This window comes from Shimia ponticola, assembly GCF_007995215.1.
Lineage (GTDB): Bacteria > Pseudomonadota > Alphaproteobacteria > Rhodobacterales > Rhodobacteraceae > Shimia_B > Shimia_B ponticola.
This window is the reverse complement of sequence record NZ_VCDK01000005.1, coordinates 556,698-578,323: the sequence shown is the minus strand read 5'-3', so window position 1 is coordinate 578,323 and position 21,626 is coordinate 556,698. Positions and strand designations below refer to the sequence as shown.

Annotated in this window: 20 protein-coding genes; 10 read left to right on the top strand and 10 right to left on the bottom strand. The window is 59.3% G+C overall.

From position 1 onward, the window contains the following. Positions 1–18: 18 nt before the first annotated feature. A complete protein-coding gene (locus FE702_RS12970) occupies positions 19–591 on the top strand; it encodes a tetratricopeptide repeat protein (protein ID WP_255449680.1) in 573 nt (190 codons plus the stop codon). Here the strand turns inward: FE702_RS12970 and FE702_RS12965 are convergent. The 3 genes from FE702_RS12965 to FE702_RS12955 all read right to left on the bottom strand — a co-directional run bounded on the left by FE702_RS12965 (position 588) and on the right by FE702_RS12955 (position 2,824). Further along, entirely contained in the window at positions 588–1,229 is a 642-nt protein-coding gene (locus FE702_RS12965) for an ABC transporter ATP-binding protein (RefSeq protein ID WP_147126724.1), read from the bottom strand. The genes FE702_RS12970 and FE702_RS12965 overlap by 4 nt on opposite strands. Next, on the bottom strand, positions 1,229–2,203 hold the full coding sequence (locus FE702_RS12960) for an ABC transporter substrate-binding protein (protein WP_147126723.1): 975 nt from the start codon (positions 2,201–2,203) through the stop codon (positions 1,229–1,231). Before FE702_RS12960 ends, FE702_RS12965 begins: the two co-directional genes overlap by 1 nt. A gap of 93 nt (positions 2,204–2,296) precedes the next feature. Then, positions 2,297–2,824 (bottom strand): hypothetical protein, encoded by a 528-nt coding sequence (locus tag FE702_RS12955; protein WP_147126722.1) that lies wholly within the window; start codon positions 2,822–2,824, stop codon positions 2,297–2,299. Positions 2,825–3,050: 226 nt separating this feature from the next. Here FE702_RS12955 and FE702_RS12950 point away from each other — a divergent pair, with 226 nt between their 5' ends. From FE702_RS12950 to FE702_RS12935, 4 genes are all read left to right on the top strand, one after another. Then, positions 3,051–4,823 (top strand): PQQ-dependent methanol/ethanol family dehydrogenase, encoded by a 1,773-nt coding sequence (locus FE702_RS12950; protein ID WP_147126721.1) that lies wholly within the window; start codon positions 3,051–3,053, stop codon positions 4,821–4,823. Positions 4,824–4,997: 174 nt separating this feature from the next. Next, positions 4,998–5,708 (top strand): LuxR C-terminal-related transcriptional regulator, encoded by a 711-nt coding sequence (locus tag FE702_RS12945; RefSeq protein WP_147126720.1) that lies wholly within the window; start codon positions 4,998–5,000, stop codon positions 5,706–5,708. 24 nt (positions 5,709–5,732) lie between these two features. Beyond that, positions 5,733–6,914 (top strand): FIST N-terminal domain-containing protein, encoded by a 1,182-nt coding sequence (locus tag FE702_RS12940; RefSeq protein WP_255449679.1) that lies wholly within the window; start codon positions 5,733–5,735, stop codon positions 6,912–6,914. 6 nt (positions 6,915–6,920) lie between these two features. Further along, positions 6,921–9,152, top strand: coding sequence for a PAS-domain containing protein (locus FE702_RS12935; RefSeq protein ID WP_147126719.1), 2,232 nt, complete (start codon positions 6,921–6,923; stop codon positions 9,150–9,152). Here FE702_RS12935 and FE702_RS12930 read toward each other — a convergent pair. After that, complete coding sequence (locus FE702_RS12930) at positions 9,149–9,904, bottom strand: ABC transporter permease (protein WP_147126718.1); 756 nt, start codon at positions 9,902–9,904, stop codon at positions 9,149–9,151. The genes FE702_RS12935 and FE702_RS12930 overlap by 4 nt on opposite strands. Positions 9,905–9,993: 89 nt before the next feature. On the opposite strand from FE702_RS12930, the gene FE702_RS12925 reads away from it, so the two are divergent. Both FE702_RS12925 and FE702_RS12920 read left to right on the top strand, forming a co-directional pair. Next, positions 9,994–12,105 carry a 4Fe-4S binding protein gene (locus FE702_RS12925; protein ID WP_147126717.1) on the top strand — a complete coding sequence of 704 codons (2,112 nt, stop codon included), beginning with the start codon at positions 9,994–9,996 and terminating at the stop codon, positions 12,103–12,105. Further along, the gene (locus FE702_RS12920) at positions 12,102–12,956 is read left to right on the top strand and encodes an FAD:protein FMN transferase (RefSeq protein WP_147126716.1); all 855 of its coding nucleotides are present in this window, start codon (positions 12,102–12,104) and stop codon (positions 12,954–12,956) included. Before FE702_RS12925 ends, FE702_RS12920 begins: the two co-directional genes overlap by 4 nt. Positions 12,957–13,103: 147 nt before the next feature. Here the strand turns inward: FE702_RS12920 and FE702_RS12915 are convergent, their stop codons facing one another. Then, the gene (locus FE702_RS12915) at positions 13,104–14,009 is read right to left on the bottom strand and encodes a LysR family transcriptional regulator (protein WP_147126715.1); all 906 of its coding nucleotides are present in this window, start codon (positions 14,007–14,009) and stop codon (positions 13,104–13,106) included. 105 nt (positions 14,010–14,114) lie between these two features. Here FE702_RS12915 and FE702_RS12910 point away from each other — a divergent pair, with 105 nt between their 5' ends. Together FE702_RS12910 and FE702_RS12905 are read left to right on the top strand one after the other, a co-directional pair. Next, positions 14,115–15,047, top strand: coding sequence for a ring-cleaving dioxygenase (locus FE702_RS12910; RefSeq protein WP_147126714.1), 933 nt, complete (start codon positions 14,115–14,117; stop codon positions 15,045–15,047). Positions 15,048–15,118: 71 nt separating this feature from the next. Further along, a complete protein-coding gene (locus FE702_RS12905; RefSeq protein ID WP_255449678.1) occupies positions 15,119–15,736 on the top strand; it encodes an alpha/beta hydrolase in 618 nt (205 codons plus the stop codon). A gap of 124 nt (positions 15,737–15,860) precedes the next feature. Here FE702_RS12905 and FE702_RS12900 read toward each other — a convergent pair whose 3' ends face one another. The 4 genes from FE702_RS12900 to FE702_RS12885 all read right to left on the bottom strand — a co-directional run bounded on the left by FE702_RS12900 (position 15,861) and on the right by FE702_RS12885 (position 19,696). Then, complete coding sequence (locus FE702_RS12900; RefSeq protein ID WP_147126713.1) at positions 15,861–16,907, bottom strand: DMT family transporter; 1,047 nt, start codon at positions 16,905–16,907, stop codon at positions 15,861–15,863. Between the two features lie 72 nt (positions 16,908–16,979). Next, complete coding sequence (locus FE702_RS12895; protein WP_186827082.1) at positions 16,980–17,582, bottom strand: methyl-accepting chemotaxis protein; 603 nt, start codon at positions 17,580–17,582, stop codon at positions 16,980–16,982. A 54-nt stretch (positions 17,583–17,636) separates the two neighbouring features. Continuing rightward, positions 17,637–18,743: a 3-isopropylmalate dehydrogenase gene (gene leuB, locus FE702_RS12890; RefSeq protein ID WP_147126711.1), complete on the bottom strand. Its 1,107-nt coding sequence runs from the start codon at positions 18,741–18,743 to the stop codon at positions 17,637–17,639. Positions 18,744–18,796: 53 nt separating this feature from the next. After that, positions 18,797–19,696 (bottom strand): LysR family transcriptional regulator, encoded by a 900-nt coding sequence (locus FE702_RS12885; RefSeq protein ID WP_147126710.1) that lies wholly within the window; start codon positions 19,694–19,696, stop codon positions 18,797–18,799. Between the two features lie 91 nt (positions 19,697–19,787). Here FE702_RS12885 and FE702_RS12880 point away from each other — a divergent pair, with 91 nt between their 5' ends. Next, entirely contained in the window at positions 19,788–20,690 is a 903-nt protein-coding gene (locus FE702_RS12880; RefSeq protein WP_147126709.1) for a Rossmann-fold NAD(P)-binding domain-containing protein, read from the top strand. Here FE702_RS12880 and FE702_RS12875 read toward each other — a convergent pair. Continuing rightward, on the bottom strand, positions 20,607–21,617 hold the full coding sequence (locus FE702_RS12875; protein ID WP_255449687.1) for an endonuclease/exonuclease/phosphatase family protein: 1,011 nt from the start codon (positions 21,615–21,617) through the stop codon (positions 20,607–20,609). The two genes, FE702_RS12880 and FE702_RS12875, sit on opposite strands and share 84 nt — an antisense overlap. Positions 21,618–21,626 lie beyond the last annotated feature (9 nt).

Here is a 21,626-nt window from a genome sequence, read left to right as displayed (position 1 = left end):
GGAAATGGAGGATTTCCGATGCGCCTGTTACCTGTCCTGATTGCCACTTCAATTTCCACGTCTTTCGCATTTGCAGACATCAGCATCGGCGATGCAGACGTGAAAACCGTTGAGGACGAATTCGGAACTCTGAATCCCCAAGACACAGGGTTCGGTCGCATCATGAACAACATCGCTAACGGCCAGACCGACATGGTGACCTGCGCGACAGGCTATTACATCACCAAGTCCGGCGCGCACCACGCGGCACGCGAACTCTTCGAAAACTGCGCCGAAGCGGGCTACACCGCCGCCATGACGTGGATGAGCCAGCTGGATAACAACGGCCTCGGTGCAGAGTACAACCCAGACGCCGCCGCCAATTGGGACCGCCGCGCAGCAGAAGCTGGCGATCCGGTGGGCAAATTCAACTATGGGATTGATCTGATGCGCGGACACGGCGTCGCTCAGGACGAAGTCGCCGGTCGCGCGCTTGTCGATGAAGCGGCCAACGATGGTCTGAAAATCGCGAAGCGCCTACAGGCCGCGGACTATGATCTGGATGAGGTCACGCCAGACGCCGACAACTGGAAATACGCGCCGCTCTTTTAGACAATCCGCGCAGGCGCTCCGCCCAGAGTGACGACCCGCGTCGCCAGCCTGCGCGCCTCGTCGGATGCATGGGTGACGAGCAAGGTCGTCACCTTGAACTCATCGCGCAACGCCTCAAACAGGCGCATCATCTCATCAGCCAATTCCGCGTCGAGCGACACGAACGGTTCATCCATCAGCAACAATGTCGGCTGCGTCGCAAAGGCCCGCGCAAGGGCCAAGCGCCTCTGCTGACCCAGCGAAAGCTGCCCAGGAAACAAGTCAGCTTTTTCAGAAAGCCCCACGCGGTGCAGCATCGCGTCGGCTGCATCGTCAGAACACTTTGCAATCAATGTGATGTTCTTGCGAACTGGCCGCCACGGCAGCAACGTCGGCTCCTGAAACACAACCGCGCGACGGTCTGGCCGGTCACATGTCCCATTGCGCAGTGGCTCTAAACCCGCAATCAGACGCAAGAGCGTGCTCTTGCCAATGCCCGAAGGGCCGGTGATCGCAACGGTTTCTCCCGCCGCGACGTCCAGATCAATCTGACCGAGGATCTGTGTGTCACCTTGTCCAAAGCCGCCTAATCGCAATGAAACAAGCGGCGGACGTTGGCCCGCCGCCGATGGTGCATCGGTATGCACCAGCTTCAGCATCAGGTGCTTGGTGCGTGGAATGTGCCGTCGGGCAACGCGGTCGCGTCACCAACCAGATCGCTTCCACCCAGCCCGGCCATCAGCTTGAGCATTCGGTCCGCGGCTCCCTCATCAATTGGTCCGGCCTCTGGAATACCCGCGCGGAAACCCGCCTTCAGCGCCTCAAACTGCGCATCGGATTTGGCGTTCATCTTTTCACGGAGACGATCCCACTCGGCATCATCTGCCGCCAGAAGGTCCTTCGCCGCGCGGGATGCATTGGCCAGACCATCAACCAGTTCCGGGTTTTCGCGCACCATGTCGCCGGTCACAACATACCCCAGAAGCGGCGTGTTTGGATCAAGGCCAAGCGCTTCTGCCGCAGTTGCGACATCCACCAGCTTACGCATTCCGCCCGCTTCCATCTTGGCCATGAAATGCCAGAAGTTAATGGCCCCATCCAACTCGCCCTGCATGGCCGTCTTAAAGATCAGCGGCGGCGCGCCAAACACCTGTTCAGTCCCGCTTTGAAGTTGAACACCGTATTCCTGATCGGCGTAGGCCTGAAGGATCAGCCATGATTTATCCAGCGGGCCACCGGCAATTCCGATCTTGCCACCCTGTAGATCAGCAAGGCTTTGTGCCGGGCTATCGGATGGGACAACCACGCCGCCAACTGCTTTGGAATACGGAATGAACACGTAGTCTTTGCCTGCCGCGCGTTGGCGCGCGACCCAAAGCCAATCCGAGACGATCACATCCGTCTCACCGCCTTGAAACGCAACCTTCGCCGCCGAGCCAGACGCAACACCGGTCACGTCCAACTCAAACCCCTCTGCAGCGTCAAACCCATGATGCTTAATGGTGTTGAGTTCCCAATTCACCGTGCCGAATTTCAGCACTTGGGCGCGCAGCGTCTGCGTTTCGGCAAAGGCGCTGACGGCAAAACATGTCGCGACGGCAACGCCTGCCGCAATTCTTGAGAATACGGACATCTCATTTCCTCCCTGATTACAGTCAGGTTAGCAGGCCGCATCGCCCGCGATATACGACCTTCGCGCTATGGGTGAGTGTTCAGTGTAGGTTTGCTATTTAATGATCAGCCGAGGCAGCCAGTGGCTCTCCGCGTCACCTTCGTACAGATCCGCCTCGCGGATCGGGCGCAGTTCACCCGCAGGGGGAGGGACGCTTAGATCGTCCATATCCATATCGTAAAGAACGCCGATCATGGTCCCGTCCGGCTGTTCCTCGATCCGATAGTAAACGCCGTTCCACATGTTGATCCCGTATTCCGTCGCGCCTTTCCAAAGGAACAGGAAATCGTATTCCAGATCGGTCAGATCCTCGGACACGTTGCGCGCGATCTCGTAGGGATATGGGACGTGGCACCAATGCTTTTGCGGCCCTTCGAGGCATTTGAACGGGCGCATGGACAGGAAGTGCTCGGTAAAGACGGGCGCAAGGTCGGTGGTATAGGTGCCGTCACTCGCAATGCTCAGGCTAGCGATTTCGATACGGTCGCCGTCAGCCGATTCCAGAAAGACGCGTCGGTCTTCTGCCTGTGCCGCACCAGCAAATCCGGCCAATGCCGCGATGAACACCGCAATTTTCTGCATAAACCTCTCCTCCTTTGGTCGGAGTAGCACACCGCTTCCGAGGGCCGATTATCGACTATGGTCGCGTCTCACACCGCCGTGAGCAGGCTAAAGCGTGACTGCCCCCAGGGTCGTAAGACCAAAGGCGCATACCCCAGAGCCCGCGAACACACCGATAATGTCGCATGGGCAGCGGTGCGCCAGGAGGATGCGTGCCCGCCACACAAACCCGAATGGGAGGGATAATATGAATCGCTTTTTGACCGCTGCCATAGCGGCTCTCTTGGTGACGTCGACGCAGGTCGAAGCCGCTGGTGTCACCGAAGAGATGCTGGCCAATGACCAAGCAAGCACATCCGACATTCTGACGAACGGTATGGGCCGTCACCTGCAGCGGTATTCGCCGCTGGACACACTCAACACCGAAAACGTGGACAACCTGTTCCCGGTCTGGGCGTTCTCGCTGGGTGGTGAGAAGCAGCGCGGTCAGGAAACGCAGCCGCTTGTCCATGACGGGATCATGTACATCACCGGGTCGTATTCGCGTCTTTATGCGATCGACGTCAAAACCGGTGAAGAGCTTTGGCAATACGACGCGCGTCTGCCTGAAGGCATCCTGCCTTGCTGTGACGTGATTAACCGCGGCGCGGCGCTTTATGGCGACAAGGTTTACTTTGGCACGCTCGACGCCCGCATCGTCGCGCTTGACGCGAAAACCGGTGACGTCGTCTGGCGCAAGAAGATCGACGACTACAAAGCAGGCTACAGCTACACCGCTGCACCGCTGATCGTGAACGGTCTCGTTGTCACCGGTAACTCCGGCGGCGAATTCGGCATCGTGGGCGCCGTTGAAGCGCGCGACGCGGAAACCGGTGAACTGGTCTGGAAACGCCCCGTGATCGAAGGCCACATGGGTGAGCTGAACGGCGAACCATCGACCATGACCGGCACGCTGAATGCCACCTGGCCCGGCGACATGTGGAAAACCGGCGGCGGCGCAACATGGTTGGGCGGCTCCTATGACGCGCGCACCGACACGCTGATCTTTGGCGCGGGTAACCCTGCCCCTTGGAACAGCCACCTGCGCAACGCGGGTCAGCCACTGGACGACAACTCGGGCGACAACCTCTATGCCGCTTCGCGTCTGGGTCTCGACACCGCAACGGGTGAAATCAAGTGGCACTTCCAGACGACGCCTCGCGAAGGCTGGGACTATGACGGTGTGAACGAAGTCGTCGCCTATAACGACCGTGACGGCAACGCGCGCCTCGCAACCGCTGACCGCAACGGCTTCTTCTATGTTCTGAACGCCGAAGACGGTGACTTTGTGCGTGGTGTTCCATTTGTCAAAGACATCAGCTGGGCCGAAGGTCTCGACGAAAACGGGCGTCCGATCTTTGTAGAAGAAAACCGCCCGGGTAACCCGGCGGACTCCGCAGACGGCAAGAAAGGCGAAATCGTCTTTGCATCGCCTTCGTTCCTCGGCGGCAAGAACTGGATGCCAATGGCGTTCAGCCAGAAAACCGGCAACTTCTACATCCCATCCAACGAATGGGGCATGGATATCTGGAACGAGCCGATCACCTACAAGAAAGGCGCAGCCTATCTGGGGTCGGGCTTTACCATCAAGCCTAACTACGAAGACCACATCGGCAGCCTGAAGGCGATGGACCCCGACACCGGCGAAATCCGGTGGGAGTACAAGAACGACGCCCCACTGTGGTCGGGTGTGATGACGACCGCTGGCGGCCTCGTGTTCTTTGGCACGCCAGAGGGCAAGTTCATCGCACTGGATGACACCACCGGTGAAGAATTGTGGTCGTTCCAGACAGGTTCAGGCATCGTTGGTCAGCCTGTGACATGGGAACAGGACGGCGAACAGTATGTCTCGGTCATCTCGGGCTGGGGCGGCGCGGTTCCGCTCTGGGGTGGTGAAGTGGCCAAGAAGGTGAACTACCTGAACCAGGGTGGTACCCTCTGGACGTTCAAGCTGCCACGTCAGCTGGCCTCTGCCAACTAAGCCAAAGGCGCAAGCTATAAGCGGCGCGTCCGGGAAACCGGGCGCGCCGTTTTCGTTTCGGCACGCAACCGATCCTGATGTCGGACCTGCCCAGATTGCCTGACTATAATGTGTCAAATATCATGCGACTTAAGGCTTAGGGACGCGCCCGCTTCTGCAGCCTATGGTAATCCCATGAATGCGACGACTGACACCAGACCTGCTCCTCATTTCGAACTCGTGGCCGATGGCTGGGTACTGATTGTCGACGACCACCCGCTGTTTTGCGACGCGCTGGAGCTGACCCTGCGTTCGATCGCTAACTTTTCGGATGTGCGCACCGGGGCCAGCCTTGCGGACGGCCTGGCCGTGATTGAAGAGCATGGTGCGCCAGCGCTGGTGGTTCTGGATCTGAACCTGCCGGATGTCACCGGATTGAATGGTCTGATCCGCATGGTGAATCGCGTCGACCCGGCGCCTGTCATCGTCGTAAGCTCGCTGACCGACAATCGCGTTGTGGCAACCGCGATGCAGGCCGGTGCTGCGGGGTATGTGCCAAAGCATTCACCGCGCGCCGTGTTCAAGACAGCCATCGATTCGATCAAGGACGGTCGCATCTTTGTGCCCGAAAACTTCGTGGCTACAGACGTCCCCACAACGCATGGAGAAGCGGTCCGGAAGCTGTCATCGCTGACCCAACAGCAGTCGCGAATCCTCGAATTGATTTGCGACGGCAAGCTGAACAAACAAATCGCCTACGAGCTCTCCATCGCGGAAACGACGGTCAAGGCGCATGTCACATCCATCATGCGAAAGCTGGGCGTCCAAAGCCGCACACAGGCCGTTTTGGTCGCTCAGGACGCTAAGTTCGCAAGTATCTTGCCAGAATCCGATTCCTCCAGCTAAGCTGCAGGTTGAGGAGTTCACCATTTGACGCACACTTTCCGTCCCATTCCGCAAGGGGACGTGTTGCGGCATGGCAATACACTACTGTCGGCGCAGGTGCCGATCCATGCTGACGACCCCGTCGGGCAAATCGCGCGCGCATTCGATGGATGCGCACTGGCGCAGCTGTTCCTATTCGTCAGCGCTGATGCAGATTTCTCTTCAGTGGTGGAACAAGTGTCCGCTGCGCTGGCACCTACACCTGTCGTGGCCTGCACGACAGCCGGGGAGATTGGCCACACCGGTTACATTGACAATCATATCCTTGCTATCGGGTTACCACGCACGCATTTCGCCACCCGAATACAGGTGATCGAAAACCTCGGCGGCAGCGGGCTGACACAGGACCTCGACCGCGTTGTCCAAGGCCGTGTGGCGCTATCGTCGGCAAATCCCGACAAACCCAATGGCTTTGCTTTCCTCATGGTCGATGGCCTGTCGCTCAAGGAAGACCTTTTGGTCAGCGCCCTCGCGCCGACGCTGGGCAATTTCAAAATCTTTGGTGGTTCGGCGGGTGACGGTGTCCGTTTCACCAAAACCCTCGTCGCGGCGAATGGTCGGGTTATGCGCAATGCTGCCGTGCTGACCTTGGTTGTCTCGCATTGCGAGGTCCGTGTTTTCTCGCTTGATCATATGGAGCCGACGCAAAGGCGCATGGTCGTTACCGGCGCAGATCCGGACCAGCGCATCGTGAAAGAAATCAATGCAGAACCCGCTGCGGCAGAATTTGCACGTCTGGTGGGCAAAGACCCGGCGCAATTGAATGAATTCACCTTTGCCGCGCATCCCGTTGTGGTGCGGCTTGGCGACGAACATCATGTTCGCGCAATCCAGCGCGTGAACAGCAAGGGCGAGTTGGTGTTTTTCTCGGCCATCGACGAGGGCATGGTCCTGACCGTGGCAAGCGCCATGAACATGCCCACCCATCTGGATCAGAAATTCGCAGAATTAGCCAAAGGCCGCGCCGCCCCCGATATACTTGGGTGCGACTGTATCCTGCGCCGGATCGAAGCCGAGCAAACACAATCCTTCGGTGCCGTCAGCCGCATTCTGGAAAAACACCGGGTCCTCGGGTTTTCGACCTATGGCGAACAAATCGGCCCGATGCACGTGAACCACACGATGACGGGCGTGGCGATCTTTCCGCCAACACAGAGCGCGGGGTAAGGCGCTATGCATGACCTTTTGCGCGAAGGCGATACCGTTGAACGCCAGAATGCCAAGCTGATGCGCATCACCGACGCGCTGATGCGGCGCGTCGAGCAGACCACGGATGCCAACGGCACCGCTTATGCTCATTTCGAACGGGCCGCCATGCTCGAAGGTCAGGTCCGACAGCGGACCATTGATCTGGAACGCACCCTTGATCTGCTGAATGACAGCAACGCCCGGCTCGCGCACGCTAACCGTGAAACCGAGGTCGCGCAATCTCACCTGTCCGAGGCCATCGAAACGGTCAACGAGGGCTTCGCGCTGTTTGATACGAACGATAAACTCGTGCTCCACAACAGCCGCTTCTGCAAAGACCTGCACGACATCTCAGATTACCTGACCGAAGGGCTGAGCTTTGTTGAATATGTCGAACTGATCAGTGAATCGCGATTTCTGTCTTTGCCGGATGAAACCGGGCCGTCCGACTGGGCCGCAAGGCGCCTGCGCCACCACAACCGCAGCCATGTTGTCTTTAACGTCGAACTGATGTGGGACCGCTGGCTGCAGGTGTCTGAGCACCGCACCAAAACCGGCGGAACCGTCATTCTGCAGACGGATGTTACCGAGATCATGCGCGAAGAGCGGCGCGAGCGGGAAAAGCTGGTGGATCGTCAGGCCCGCATGGTGCGGGCAACCTTGGATCACTTGCCGCAAGGCGTCTGCATCTTTGACCGCGCCGGAGCGCTCGTCGGCTGGAATCGCCGAATGGAAGATCTGATCGATCTGCCCAGTGATGAAGGCCTGATTGGCATGCCCTTTGGCGATATCCTCCGGATCCTTGTGAAGGAAATGAAATTCGCCAGCAGCTTTAGCAGAAGCATGCTGCAATCATGGGCCGACCGACGCGCCGGACGCCGCCCTTTGAACTTTGAGGTCACGCGCGGCACCCATCAGGTTTACACCGTCTTTGCACAGGAAATGCCGGACCGCGGCTTTGTGATCTCATTCACGGATATCACGCCAGAACGTCTGGCGACGCAGGCGCTCCACACCCTGAACACGCAACTCGAACGCCGTGTCGCCTCACGAACCGAAGAGTTGGGCGAAGCTCTTTCCGAGGCGCGCCGCGCCAACGTGTCCAAAACCCGCTTTGTGGCCGCCGCCAGCCACGACCTTCTGCAACCTCTCTCGGCGGCCAAGCTTTTTGTCGCCTCACTGGAAGATCGCATTCAGGACCCGACCTCGCGCGATATCGCGGACAAGGCCGTCAGCGCCTTGGCCAGTGTTGAAAGCATCATCGAAGCGTTGCTGGACATCTCGCGGCTTGATGTTGGCCAGGCGACGATGGACGTGCAACCGGTGGCTCTTGGTCCGTTGATGCGGTCGCTGGCCAGCGAAATGGCGCCGGCGGCAGCGGAAAAATCCCTTGAGTTGCGCGTCGTCCCTTCGGGTCTTCACGTCGTGTCTGACCCGGTTTTTCTGCGGCGTATCCTGCAGAACCTTCTGTCAAATGCGATCCGTTACACGCCCTCAGGGCGGATTGTGTTTGGCGTGCGTCGTTTGCGCGATCAGGTTCGGATCGAGGTGCACGATACTGGCGTCGGCATTGCCAACGATGATCAGGAAAAGGTGTTTCAAGAATTCGCGCAGGTCTCGCGCCTTGGGGCCGGGTCCGACGGGCTTGGACTTGGGTTGGCCATCGTGGAGCGGGCCTGTCGGCAATTGGGACATGATCTGTCGCTTCAGTCCGCGCCGGGTCAGGGGTCGTGTTTCTCAATCACGATGGAGACCAAAGCCCCCGCATTTATTCCAGCGGATGACATCGTTTTCCCAATGTCTAATACCACCTCTCCTCTTGAGGGGTTGATCGTCCTTCTTGTTGAAAACGATCCGGATGTGGCAAAGGCGATCACTCTTAACGTCGAAGGTTGGGGCGCGCACATCATCCACAGCGAAAGCGGCGAAAGCGCGATCGCACTCCTGGAAGAGGTCGAACTGGTCCCAGACTGCATTTTGCTCGACAACCATCTGGGCGATGGCATGACCGGTCTGGATCTGTGCGTTTACCTTAGGTCGCAGTTTCACAACCTACCCGCGCTCATCATATCGGCGGACCGTGGCGACGAAATGGTTGCGTCCTGCAATGAGATCGGGGTGCCACTTCTGCCAAAGCCCTTGGACCTGACCCGTCTGCGCCGGTTCCTTGAGGATGCGTCTGCCAAGGCGATGATCGCTGGTCAGCAACCCGTTTAGGTGGCCAACCGCCGCCACGCGGTCGCGCGCCGCTCCCACGGTGCCAAAAGCGCGTATTCCAGCATCAGCATCAACGCGACGAATGCCAAGGCGTAGGCCAGCACATAGCCGGTCTCAAACAGCTGAAAATACAGGTGGATCTGAAACCCCACGCCGTTTGATCGGCCAAGGAATTCGACCACCAGAACGATTTTCCAGATGATGGCCAATCCATTGCGCATCGACGACGCAAGATAGGGCCATAGCTGCGGCAAGGTCACGTGATACATCCGCGCCATGGGTGACAGTCCAAAGACCTGCCCCATATCGCGCAACCGTTTATCCAATGCCTGCACGCCCTCGCGCACCGTCACAGCGACCATGGCGGTTTTGTTAACGGCAACCGCCGTGATCGCCGCGACCTCATTCAAGCCGATCCAAAGGTAACAAAGCACGATCACCACAAGGGCCGGAATATTCAAGAACACCGCAACCCACGGCCCCAGCCACAAGTCCAGTTTGGGCATCCGCCCCAGCGCATAGCCCAGCACGACACCAATCCCCATAGCCAGCGTGAACGCCGCCGCGACGCGCATCATGGTGGCCGCGATATGTTCAAGCATCGGCCCTTGGCTGGCCTCTTCCCAAAAAATCGAAGCGACTTCCGCTGGCGTCGGCAAAACGCTCGGGTCAGCCGTAGCCACAGCTGCGGCCCACCACACGGCGATCAATCCAAGCAGCGATGTCAGGATGACGGGAAACCGATCTGTCATCTCGGAAACCTATCCCAGCGCCGGGCGCATAGGTCTCAAGACCTTAGTCGCATTTGGGCGCAAACAGCCGCTCAATTATGGTCGCGGGAATGGCTTGTCTTGCCTCGTTCCGACTTTGGGCTGCTGCTCTTGTGATCAGCCTGCTGACGGCCCCTGTTCTGTGGGCCGAACCTTCCCCGCGTGAGGCCATCGCTGAACGGATATTTGCCCCGATGGAACTGGGCGAGCCCGTCAATGACAAAGGCGTTTATCAGCTTCTGAACTCTGGCGGCGGCCATGTTGGTTACGTGTTCGAGACATTGCCCATGGCACCCTTGCCCGGGTTTTCCGGCGCGCCGATCAACGTGCTTGTTGTTCTCGACCTCGAAGGCCGATTTCTGGACGTCCAGTTGATCGACCATAACGAACCGATCTTTGTCAGCGGGCTGGGACAGGCCCCCTTCCACGCCTTTTTTGAACAGTACCAGGGGCACAGCATCGGCGACAGCCTGGTCGTCGGCTCACCCTATGGCGGCGGATCGGACTCATCGGCTCTGGTCTATCTAGATGGTGTAACCAAGGCGACGGCATCTGTCCGCATTGCCCACGAGAGCATCCTTGCTGCTGCACTTCAGGTCGCCCGTGAAAAGATGGGCGGTGTGTCCGTGGGACCGCCCGCCTACCCAAACCGTGACTATGCCGAGGACCTGGATTGGGACGCGCTCGTCGCGGACGGAATTGTCAAACGCAAGACTTGGACGAACGCCCAGATAAATGCCGCCTTCACCGACACCATCTGGGAAGACGACGACCCAGAAGCGACCGAAGACCCAGACGGCACCTATCTGGACCTTTGGGTCGTCGATCTTGGGGCGCCGTCGGTTGCGCAGGCGGTCCTGTCCGACGATGGTTATGAAGAGCTTCAGGATTTTCTCGAAATCTCGCCCAGCGACGAGCCGATCCTTGTTGTCGATACAGGCCGTCATGGATTGGTGTCAGAGGAATTCGTCCGCAACACGGCACCCGACTGGATCAGTGCCGAACAGGGTGGGTTTCCGGTGTCCATGCGCGACGCGGACCTGATCATCGAATTGCATGACGACGTTCCATGGGAACTGCACGATGCCGTCGATTACGGACAGGCCTTGATCCTGCGCACCGATAGGCGGTTGGGGTTCGACCCCACACAGGAATGGACGCTTAAGGTTGAGGCGACACGCGAACACGGCCTGTTCCAACCCGAAGTTGGGTCCGTCCCGCTAGAGGCGCAGCACAGCACGGATGAACGGTTCTACTTGCGCGCCGAAGTGATTGAACCCGCGCCGCCATGGGTCGATGCGATCCGCAACAGGTTGAGCGACCTGATCATCCTTGGCGTCTTTTTGACTGGGCTGGTGCTTGTCCTTGGCTTCGGAATGCGACGGCTGGCCGCGCATCCGAACTTTATCGCTATCCGACTGGTGACGCTTGCCGTTGTGACTGGCTTTATCGGCTGGTGGGGACAGGGGCAGTTGTCGATCGTTACGCCGCTGGCCACACTACAGGCGGCAATTTCAAGCGGCAGCTATGCGTTCCTTGTCTACGATCCGTTTTCGCTTGTCATCTGGGCCGTCGCAATCGCCGGTCTGGTCGCGTGGGGTCGGGGTCTTTTCTGCGGTTGGCTCTGCCCTTTTGGCGCGTTGCAGGAGTTCGCGAACCATTTTGGCCGGTTGCTGCGCATCCCGCAGATCGAACCCTCTGCGGCGTGGGACGCTCGTCTGAAATGGGTGAAATACGTCGTTCTTGCCGCTCTGGTCGGGGTCACGGTCTACGCGCCAACAGCCATGGATAAGGCCGCCGAGGTTGAACCTTTTAAAACGGCTATCACCACGTTCTTTGTCCGCGAATGGTATTATGTCGCCTATGCCGCCTTCTGGCTGATCCTGTCGATGACTTTGTTCAAAGGATTCTGCCGCTACGTCTGCCCCCTAGGCGCACTGATGGCCATCGGCGGGCTGCTGCGCGGCCGCGATTGGATAGAGCGGCGCGAGGAATGCGGATCACCCTGCCAGCTTTGCAAGGTGAAATGCAAATACGCGGCAATCAAACAAAATGGCAAAATCGACTACTCCGAGTGCTTTGAATGCCTCGACTGCGTCACCATCCATGACAGCCCCAAGCAATGCGTGCCGCTGATCATCGCCGCCAAGAAGGGCCGAACGCTGAAGGGGGCCACGGCATGAGCATGAACCGCCGCCGCTTCATCGCCATCAGCGCAGCCTGCATCGCTTCGGCTGCGACAGCTGCCACACACCGCTGGAACGGTCGTGCCTTGGGTGCAGAGGTTTCGATTGAGCTGCATGGCGGCGATCAGTCAGCTTTGGATGCCGCCGTCACAACGCTACTCAGGCTGGAGCGGGCGTTTTCCTTGTACGACCCCACGTCTGAGCTATCCCATCTGAACGACAACGGCCAAGCAACGCCCAGCCCCGATATGCGTGCAATCCTGCAAGAGGCTGACATTGCCCACCGCCTGACCGGAGGCCTGTTCGATCCGACTATTCAAACTCTCTGGGATGCAGCGGCCCATGGATACGCTGCGGACCCGGATACCTTTGGATGGGATCAGGTCGAGATGGACGATCAGGTGACACTGGCCCCCGGTCAGAAACTGACCCTGAACGGCATCGCGCAAGGCTTTATCACCGACCGCGTGCGCGATGTCCTGATAGATCACGGACTAACCCATGCCTTGATCAATATCGGGGAACATTTGGCCATCGGTGGTCCGTTTCGCTTGGGTCTATCCGACCCGGCGCAGGGATTGGTCGGTCAGCGCAGTCTGATGAATAGCGCCATCGCAACATCGTCTCCGGGCGCGCTCAGGTTGGGCGCAGCATCCCACATCATGCACCCCGCTGTTGCGCCGGTCTGGAGCACAGTCAGCGTCGAAGCCGCCGACGCCACGCGCGCCGATGCGCTGTCGACAGCCATGTGTCTGATGTCCAAAGATGCCGTTTGGGATACCGCCCGAAAGACCGGGAGCCGCGTGACCCTCGTCGATGATGAGGGCGATGTGACGACGATTTCCTAGCCGTCCTTTCGCGTTGAGCAAGTCCACAAGGTCTTGCACCGTCCCGCTTTAGGCTGAGGCATCTGACCAAACGAATCGCGCAACGAGTATCGGTACTTAGCACCACCCCTCAGGTCAGCGGCATCCGCATTGCTGGGTTCGCAGCCCTCAAAATTCCATCCCCTCCAAGTCCCGCACATAGGCCTCGAAGAATTCGCTGAAGGTCGCGACCAACGGCGGCAGTTGCTCATAAGGGGGATAATACAGCGTCAGCCAAAGCGGCGGGAGGTCCCAGTCTGCGACGAGCCGCGTCAGTTCTCCTGCGTCCAAAGCCTCACGCGCGATGAAATCCGGCAGCACACAAACCCCATGCCCGCCGCGCGCCAGTTCAAGCAGGAAGTCCCCGTTGTTCGACACGATCTGCGTGCCCGCCCGGATGACGCGGCGCTCGAGCCCTTGGGTCAGGCTCCAGTTTTCTGGATCACCGGTTACACTGTAGCTCATCAATGGCATGGCCCGGAGGTCATCGGGATCGACGACACCTGCGTGTCGCTCTGTCAAAGTCGGCGCGGCCAAGACGGATCGAGGCACCTCGCACAGCTTGCGCCAAATGGTGGATTTGTCAGACGGCGGACCAGAGATGCGGATCGCCAGATCGCAGTCTTCGTCGATCACATCCACAAACGCGTCCGTCAGATGTACATCCAGATCAATCCGCGGGTAGGCAAGACGAAAGCTATCCACCATCTGCGGCAGGATACGCAAACCCATCGACAGCGGCGCGTTGATCCGAAGCCGCCCGAGGTCAGGCCGCATGGCCCGCGTAATGTCCTGTCCAACACGGTCAAACTCCGCCACCAAAGGTGCATACCGCGCCACCGCCACCGCGCCTGCGCTGGTCAGCGATACCTGTCGCGTTGTGCGCACCAGCAATTGCTGACCCATCTCTTCCTCAAGCCGCGCAACGATGCGCGTGACCGATGCGGGCGTCATGCGCAGGGCGCGCGCGGCTTTGGTAAAGCTCAGGTGTTGCGCGACCTCAAGGAACACGCGGATGGGTTTCAATTCGTCCATGAACCGATGATTATTGCACCAATGGCAATAGTAAATGCTCAATCATCGCCATTCACCGAAACACTGACACGGCCTACCTCTGTCTCAACAGAACAGGAGACCGCCATGATCACCGATATCAAAGGCCTGCACCACGTTACGTCGATGGCTGCAGATGCCAACGAAAACAATACTTTCTTCACGAACACACTTGGCCTGCGCCGGGTCAAGAAAACCGTGAACTTCGACGCGCCAGAGGTCTATCACCTCTATTACGGTGACGAAGTCGGTACCCCCGGCTCTGTCATGACTTACTTTCCCTTTGGCCAGATGCCCCGCGGTAAACGCGGAACGGGCGAGGTGGGCGTGACGGAATTCGCCGTGCCCAAAGGGTCGCTCAGTTTTTGGTCCGATCATCTGAGCAAGCAAGGTGTCACAGGCCTGAGCCAAGGCACAGCTTTCGGTGAAACCCGCCTGAACTTTGACGGCCCAGATGGCGACGGCTTTGCCTTGGTCGAAACCGACGACCGTGACCGCACCCCCTGGACCGGGAACGGCATCAGCGCCGACGCGGGTATCCTGGGCTTTAACGGGGCTCGCTTCCGATTGCGCGACGCAGACGCAACCGGAGAACTGCTAACCTTCATGGGATACCAAAAGGCCGAGAGTGAAGGCGATGTGACCCGCTATGTGATCGAAGGCGGAAACGCTGCCGACACCATCGACCTTGAACAATCGGCGTCCGCCCCAACCGCCAACCAAGGCGCAGGGTCAGTTCACCATATCGCCTTTGCCGTTGAGGATCGCGCTGCTCAATTGCGTGTTCGCGAGGCGCTTATGGACACAGGGTATCAAGTGACGCCGGTTATCGACCGCGACTATTTCTGGGCGATCTATTTCCGCACGCCGGGTGGTGTGCTGTTTGAGATTGCCACGAACGAGCCCGGCTTTGACCGCGATGAGGATACCGCGAACCTGGGTCAGGCACTGAAGCTGCCGACACGCTATGAACCGCATCGCGCGCAGATCGAGGCGCGCCTGCCGGAATTGGCGGCCTAGACAAAGCCTGATCAAAGCTGACGCCCGGCGGCAACGCCGGGCTTTCCCCTGCATTCGAAGGGAAATCTAAAGTGACTCCCACTGTCCAAACACCCGATCACTACCACGCCCTCACGACCACACCCGAAACCGGCAAACCTTTGCTATTCGCCTTGCACGGCACGGGTGGCGATGAGCGTCAGTTCTTTGACCTCGCACAGTCAATTGTTCCCGGCGCGGGCGTTGTGTCCCCACGTGGGGATGTGTCCGAAATGGGCGCAGCCCGGTTCTTTAGACGCACGGGCGAAGGCGTCTACGATATGGCCGACCTTGCCCGCGCGACAGACAAGATAGCGGATTACGTGGCGGCCCACAAAGCCGCCCATCCGGACATCCCTGTCTATGGGTTCGGTTATTCGAATGGGGCCAATATCCTAGCTGCCGTGACTATGGCACGCCCTGATCTGTTTGATCGTGTTGGCCTGTTGCACCCTCTCATTCCGTGGACCCCTGATAGCATGGACTTGGACGGCAAGCGCGTCTTGATCACCGGCGGCCATCGCGACCCGATCGCCCCGCTGCCGGCGACGGAAGCACTGATCGCGTGGTACACAGCCCAAGGGGCAGCGGTGACACAATCGCTTCACCCCGGCGGTCACGAACTGCAACAAAGCGAAATCGCGGCCTTGGCGGAATTGCTGAACGGATGATCTGATCCACTGGGGCGAGAGCGTTCAAGCCTTCGCCCCGACCTCGCGGAACCAGAGTTTGGCCGGGGTTGCACCACTCCAACGGACACACGGACCTGTGGCGCAGGGCCTCGCCTGCCGCCCCCTAGTGACGGCGCGGTGTGCGCCCGGGCAAACCCCGCATGGCGGGTTTCTCCTGCGGCGGTTCGGGCAGCGTCTGTTCCTGCTTTGGTGCATTTGGTGGCTCTTCGCCTCCAAGGCGGAACAGTGACGAAATACGCGGCGCTGTCGGCGTTCCGACCCGCGAGCGCGTGCGCAGAACCGGTTGGGTCGACGCAGATTTGCCCGACCCTTCGCGCAGAACGATATAGACGCCAGACGCGATGATGATCGCGGCCCCGATCGCGGTGTTCATTTCTGGCTGTTCACCAAAGAACAGCGCGCCATAAAGCGTTGCCCACAGGATTTGCGAATACTGCATCGGTGCGACTATCACCGCCTCACCCAGACGATAGGCCTGGATCACCAAGAGACCCGCCACCGTCGCAAATAGCGAGATCAGGAACAAAAGGCCCAGATGCTCAACCGGCATGGGTTGGTAAACAAACGGCAGCAAGACGGCCATGATCACAAAGTTGGCGACCATCGGGTACAGGATCAGGACAATGGACCGCTCTTCGCGTCCAATCTTGCGCACGATGACAGAGGCCAGCGCGCCAAAAATTGCACAGCACAATGCTGCCAAATGTCCAAAAGTCAGCTCGGTCGCGCCGGGCTGAAGGACCACAAGAACGCCGGCCAATCCGACCAGCACAGCCAGCCCACGACGCAGTCCAACCTTTTCGCCCAGAATAGGGATCGCCATGATCGTGATCAAAAGCGGTGAGGCAAAGATAATCGCATAGGTCTGAGCCAGTGGAAGCACCGAGAACGCGTAGAAAGCAGAAGCGCCCGTGATCACCGCCGCCAGCGTCCGAATAACGGTCCACATCGGGTATTTGGGGATCAGCGTCCCGACGGTGTTGTCCCGCAACAGCAGAACCGTCGCGATCGGAAACCCAAAGAGAACCGAGAAGAAAACCACCTGAAACGGGCTATAGGATGCGCCCAGCGTTTTGACGATCACGTCATGGGTGGAAAATATGCCAAAGGCCAAAAGGGCCAGAAGAGTTGCCCGGACATTTGCTGACATGCATCACCTGTCGATTTCCTCGCGGCACCATAAACAGGCCTCGCACGTGAACGAAAGCCATCAGCCCATCGCCTACCCCGCTTTTATCGCGGCGATCGTTTGTTGTGCATTTTGAGCCAGTGTGCGGATGTCCCCGGCAATCACCGAAAAACTGCGCCCAGCATCGCCCGCGCGCCCTGCCTCTATCGACGCGTTGATTGAAATGAAGAGGATCGTCTTGCTGATCGTACTCAATTCCTGCAGCGCGCGCTCTGTGTTCGCCGCGTGCTGCGATTGACGCACCAACACGCCACCAATGAAAACCGCGCGGATCGCATCAAGCGCGCGTATCAGGGATGGCAGGCATTCTGTTTGAAAGGTCGTGACGGCGGCGGTTGGACTTTTACTGCCAGCATCCCGCTCGACCTGCCCATTCAGTTTTGCCAGCGCATCAGCGGCGTCATCGCAAATCTTGCGCCCAGCCGTGTCGAGCGGAAAACCCACAGGCTCAAGCCATTCATCCGCGCCGCTGCGCAAAAGGCCAATGACCTTTTGCACGTTGCTATGCCACCTGACTCGCGCGGAAGGTTGGTCGTCGGACGCCATAAGGATGGCGCATGTGCCGGTCAGAACCGGCAACATGATATTTTCGATCTGCACGATTGGATCGCGTCGCCAATCCAGCGGCAGTCCCATAATCATCTCCAGCCGGTCTTTCTTGGACCCTAGCTAGAGAGGCTGAACAAAGACCTAACCGGCGACCGAAGCTTCGAGCGCTGCAATCACCGCGTCGCCCATCTCGGACGTGCTGACAGGGGTGCCGCCATCGGCCTGCATCAGATCCCCGGTGCGAACACCGTCGGCCAGCACCTTCTCAACGGCTTGCTCAAGGCGCGTCGCCTCTGTGCCCTGGTCAAACGAATAGCGCAGAGCCATCGCAAAGCTGAGGATGCAAGCACATGGGTTGGCCTTGCCTTGTCCAGTAATGTCCGGAGCCGAACCATGGACCGGCTCATACAATGCTTTGGGACGACCATTCTCCATCGGTGCGCCCAGTGACGCGGATGGTAGCATGCCCAACGACCCGGTCAGCATGGCCGCACAGTCGGACAGAATGTCGCCAAACAGGTTGTCGGTGTAGATCACGTCGAACTGCTTGGGCGCGCGGACCAGCTGCATCGCACCGTTGTCAGCGTACATGTGGCTCAGTTCGACCTCTGGGTAATCCTTGGACACCTCGGTCACCACGTCGCGCCAAAGAATGCCGGATTCCATCACGTTGGCCTTTTCCATCGAGCACAGACGCTTGTCTCGCTTCATGGCCAGTTCAAACGCAGCGCGCGCGCCGCGTTCGATCTCGGCCTCGGTGTAGCGTTGAGTGTTTACGCCGACGCGCATGTTGTCTTCCATGTGGATGCCGCGTGGCTCACCAAAATAAACGCCCGAAGTCAGCTCGCGCACGATCATGATATCCAGACCGCTGACGATATCCGTTTTGAGCGACGAGAAATCGGCCAACGCGTCAAAACACTGGGCTGGGCGCAGGTTGGCAAACAGGTCCATTTCCTTGCGCAGACGCAGCAGGCCGCGCTCTGGCTTTACGCTGAAATCCAGATCATCGTATTTTGGGCCGCCGACTGCACCCAGCAGAACCGCATCGACCTCTTGAGCCTTGGCCATCGTGTCATCGTGCAACGGCACGCCATGCGCGTCATAGGCTGCGCCACCCACTAGGTCCTCGGACACATCAAAGGTCAATCCCCGTGTGCCAAACCAATCAATGATCTTGCGCACCTCGGCCATGACTTCGGGGCCAATGCCGTCGCCGGGCAGGATCAAAAGGGATGGGTTCGACATGGTGCGCTCCTTTTAAACAGTCGCCAAGGCGGTAGCCGCCTGCGCCCCCAGCGTCAAGAAGCGGTCAGTCGCGGGAACTCGGCAGCGATCAGGTCCCATACTGCGCGTATCCGGGGTGTTGCCCGCATAGCCTCGCTGGCTGTCAACCACATCGGCAATGACGGGATGGCCACGGGCAGTTGGACTCGCTCGACCCTTGGGTCTGCATCGGCGACGACACAGGGCGAAAACCCAAGCCCACAGCCAGCCACCACCAGTTCCCACATCGTCAGAACATCATCGGTGCGCGTGGCAAAATCCTCGCGGGTGATCGGATAGCCAAAGCCGCGAATGCCATCGACGATCCGCGTCAGTGTATCGTGCCCAACCAAATCCATCTTGAGCACATCGGTAACGCCATTGGGTCGCCCGACACGTTCAAGATATGATTTGGCCCCATAAAGCCCCAACGGCAGGTCACCCAGATACTGCGTTACAAGGTCAAGCTGCGTGGGCCGATACATGCGGATGGCGATATCGCTGGCGCCAAACAACAGGTTTTCGCTGTCATCGGTCGACACCAGATCAATCTGAATCCCCGGATAGCTTTCGCGGACGCGGGCCAGAAGTGGCGGCAACAAAGCGTGAGAGACGTTGACCGAAGCCGTGATGCGCACCGATCCCGCCAGTTCCGTTTCGCGGGTGGCCGCAGCGACGCGGATATCATTCATCGCCTGAGCCATGGCCCGTGCAGCTGGCAAGATCGCCTCGCCCATATCGGTCAGTTCAAAACCGCGGGCATGGCGCGCGAAGAGCTTGGATTTCAGCGCCTCTTCAATCGCCTTGATCTGGCGGCCCACAGTGGGTTGGGACGCCCCCGTGCGCCGTGCCGCCGCGCTCAACGAGCCTTCTTCCGCCACTGCGAGAAAAGCCTGCACGAGTGCCCAGTCGAGGGATCTGATCGAGTCGTTCATTCATTTATGAATATCAGAGGAAGGATTTTGGTCAATTTTGTTTAGCAGAAACGGTCGCTAGGTCTGCGTCATCAGATCGAAGGAGATCACCATGCAACAGACAGTTCTTATTCTAGGCGCAACCGGTCGGTTTGGCCGTCATGCCTCCAACGCCTTTGCCCAAGCCGGGTGGGACGTCCGCACATTCAATCGCGCAACGGACAACCTTTGGGATGCAGCATGGGGCGCAGACGTGATCGTCAACGCGTGGCACATGGCCCCCCAGGATTGGGCCGATCAGGTTCCGAAACTGCACGCGCAGGTCCGTGAGGTGGCGCTGGCATCGGGTGCGACCGTCATCATACCCGGCAACATTTATGGTTACGGCGACACAATGCCGGAACGGTTGAGCGCAGATACGCCGCAGCTTCCGTCGACCGGCTACGGTGAGGTGCGCAAGGATATGGAAGCCGCCTACAGGCGCGACGGGGTCCGCACCATCATCCTGCGCGCGGGTGACTTTCTGGATGATGAACCGTCGGGCAACTGGTTCGACAAGGTCATGACAGCCAGGCTCAGCAAGGGTATTTTTGTCTATCCCGGTCCGACCGACGTCAGCCACGCTTGGGCGTTTTTGCCCGACATGGCCCGTGCGGCGGTTGCCTTGGCCGAGAAGCGCCATGACCTGCAGACGTTCGAGGATGTGCCCTATCCCGGCCTGACCTTGACCGGACAACAGATGCGGGAAGTTTTGGAAAGAGTCACGGGTGAGCCCCTGCGCACCCGGCGGTTCCCATGGCTCCCGATCCGCCTGACGGCGCCATTCCTACACCTGTCGCGTTACCTGAGCGCCATGAAATACCTTTGGGATCGCCCGCATCATCTGGATGGCGCACGGTTGGCAGAACTGGCACCCGAACACAGGGACAGTTCAGCCGCCAGCGCCCTTGCAGCGGCCGCCAAGCCGCAGATCCACCCAGACCAAGGCATGGCGCGACAGACCGCCACCGGTTGATCGCGGCCATTCAAGCCCGCTGCCCTCGACCCGAAGGCAGGCAGCGGGCAAGACATAGCTGACCCGAAGGCGGCCGATATCTCGTTCAAAATCCGCCGTTGCAAGCGATCCGGTATCATCTGTTGGACGTGGATCCTGCACCGCCGGGTGACTGAGGACATCAGCCATCATAGCCCGCTGCCCGTCACCACGCAGAGGATCAAGATTGAAATCCCCGGCCAAGACAAAGGCGGCCCGCGCCGTGGGCAACTTGCGATACCAAAACCGCAACTCATCCGCATTCCGGTATCCGTTGCGATCCTCAGGTCCGTCAAAGACAGGCGGCGTGTGATGCGATGTCCAGACCTCAAGCACCCCCTGCGGAGTCTTGATCGGCACCTGCCAATGAGCCGTTGTCGATAGGCGTTGGACGGCCCTCACGTCTGGGGTCATGGCCGGTTGCCCGCCCGATTGCGGCAATCGCGCCCATGGCAGGTTAGCCCAGATCAGGTCTGAATGATCCAGAACCGCGTCTGACATGACGGGAAAGCGTGACAGCACAGCCATGCCGCCTTGTCCGGCGAACCAACCGTATCCCTGCGCATCTCGTGGCTCATGTGTACGACCATCACCGTCCAGATCGACGTCCGTCATGACCCCGGTATTCGGGGGCCTCGCAAAACTATGCGGCATCGACCAACCCGCCTTTGCCAGCGCATCCGCAAATGCATCCAGCGCATGACCGTGCAGATCAAAGTCAAAAGACTGAAGAATGAGGATATCCGGCTGTGCTCGGGCAATCAGGTCGACAGCGTTTTCGACGCCGTCATCCCCACCTCGCAGGATATCGCGCAAAAGCAGTGTCGGATGCTTGCGCGTAAGCTCGCTGTTCCATGTCGCAACCCGAACGCTGTCAGCATACGCCGCAGCACCGCTGAGCCCCCAAATCAGGGCCAG

Coding starts and splice junctions, on each gene's coding strand:
- FE702_RS12970 (WP_255449680.1), top strand. CDS start 19: ATGCGCCTGTTACCTGTCCTGATTGCCACTTCAATTTCCACGTCTTTC.
- FE702_RS12965 (WP_147126724.1), bottom strand. CDS start 1,229: ATGCTGAAGCTGGTGCATACCGATGCACCATCGGCGGCGGGCCAACGT.
- FE702_RS12960 (WP_147126723.1), bottom strand. CDS start 2,203: ATGTCCGTATTCTCAAGAATTGCGGCAGGCGTTGCCGTCGCGACATGT.
- FE702_RS12955 (WP_147126722.1), bottom strand. CDS start 2,824: ATGCAGAAAATTGCGGTGTTCATCGCGGCATTGGCCGGATTTGCTGGT.
- FE702_RS12950 (WP_147126721.1), top strand. CDS start 3,051: ATGAATCGCTTTTTGACCGCTGCCATAGCGGCTCTCTTGGTGACGTCG.
- FE702_RS12945 (WP_147126720.1), top strand. CDS start 4,998: ATGAATGCGACGACTGACACCAGACCTGCTCCTCATTTCGAACTCGTG.
- FE702_RS12935 (WP_147126719.1), top strand. CDS start 6,921: ATGCATGACCTTTTGCGCGAAGGCGATACCGTTGAACGCCAGAATGCC.
- FE702_RS12930 (WP_147126718.1), bottom strand. CDS start 9,904: ATGACAGATCGGTTTCCCGTCATCCTGACATCGCTGCTTGGATTGATC.
- FE702_RS12925 (WP_147126717.1), top strand. CDS start 9,994: ATGGCTTGTCTTGCCTCGTTCCGACTTTGGGCTGCTGCTCTTGTGATC.
- FE702_RS12920 (WP_147126716.1), top strand. CDS start 12,102: ATGAGCATGAACCGCCGCCGCTTCATCGCCATCAGCGCAGCCTGCATC.
- FE702_RS12915 (WP_147126715.1), bottom strand. CDS start 14,009: ATGGACGAATTGAAACCCATCCGCGTGTTCCTTGAGGTCGCGCAACAC.
- FE702_RS12910 (WP_147126714.1), top strand. CDS start 14,115: ATGATCACCGATATCAAAGGCCTGCACCACGTTACGTCGATGGCTGCA.
- FE702_RS12900 (WP_147126713.1), bottom strand. CDS start 16,907: ATGTCAGCAAATGTCCGGGCAACTCTTCTGGCCCTTTTGGCCTTTGGC.
- FE702_RS12895 (WP_186827082.1), bottom strand. CDS start 17,582: ATGGGACTGCCGCTGGATTGGCGACGCGATCCAATCGTGCAGATCGAA.
- leuB (WP_147126711.1), bottom strand. CDS start 18,743: ATGTCGAACCCATCCCTTTTGATCCTGCCCGGCGACGGCATTGGCCCC.
- FE702_RS12885 (WP_147126710.1), bottom strand. CDS start 19,696: ATGAACGACTCGATCAGATCCCTCGACTGGGCACTCGTGCAGGCTTTT.
- FE702_RS12880 (WP_147126709.1), top strand. CDS start 19,788: ATGCAACAGACAGTTCTTATTCTAGGCGCAACCGGTCGGTTTGGCCGT.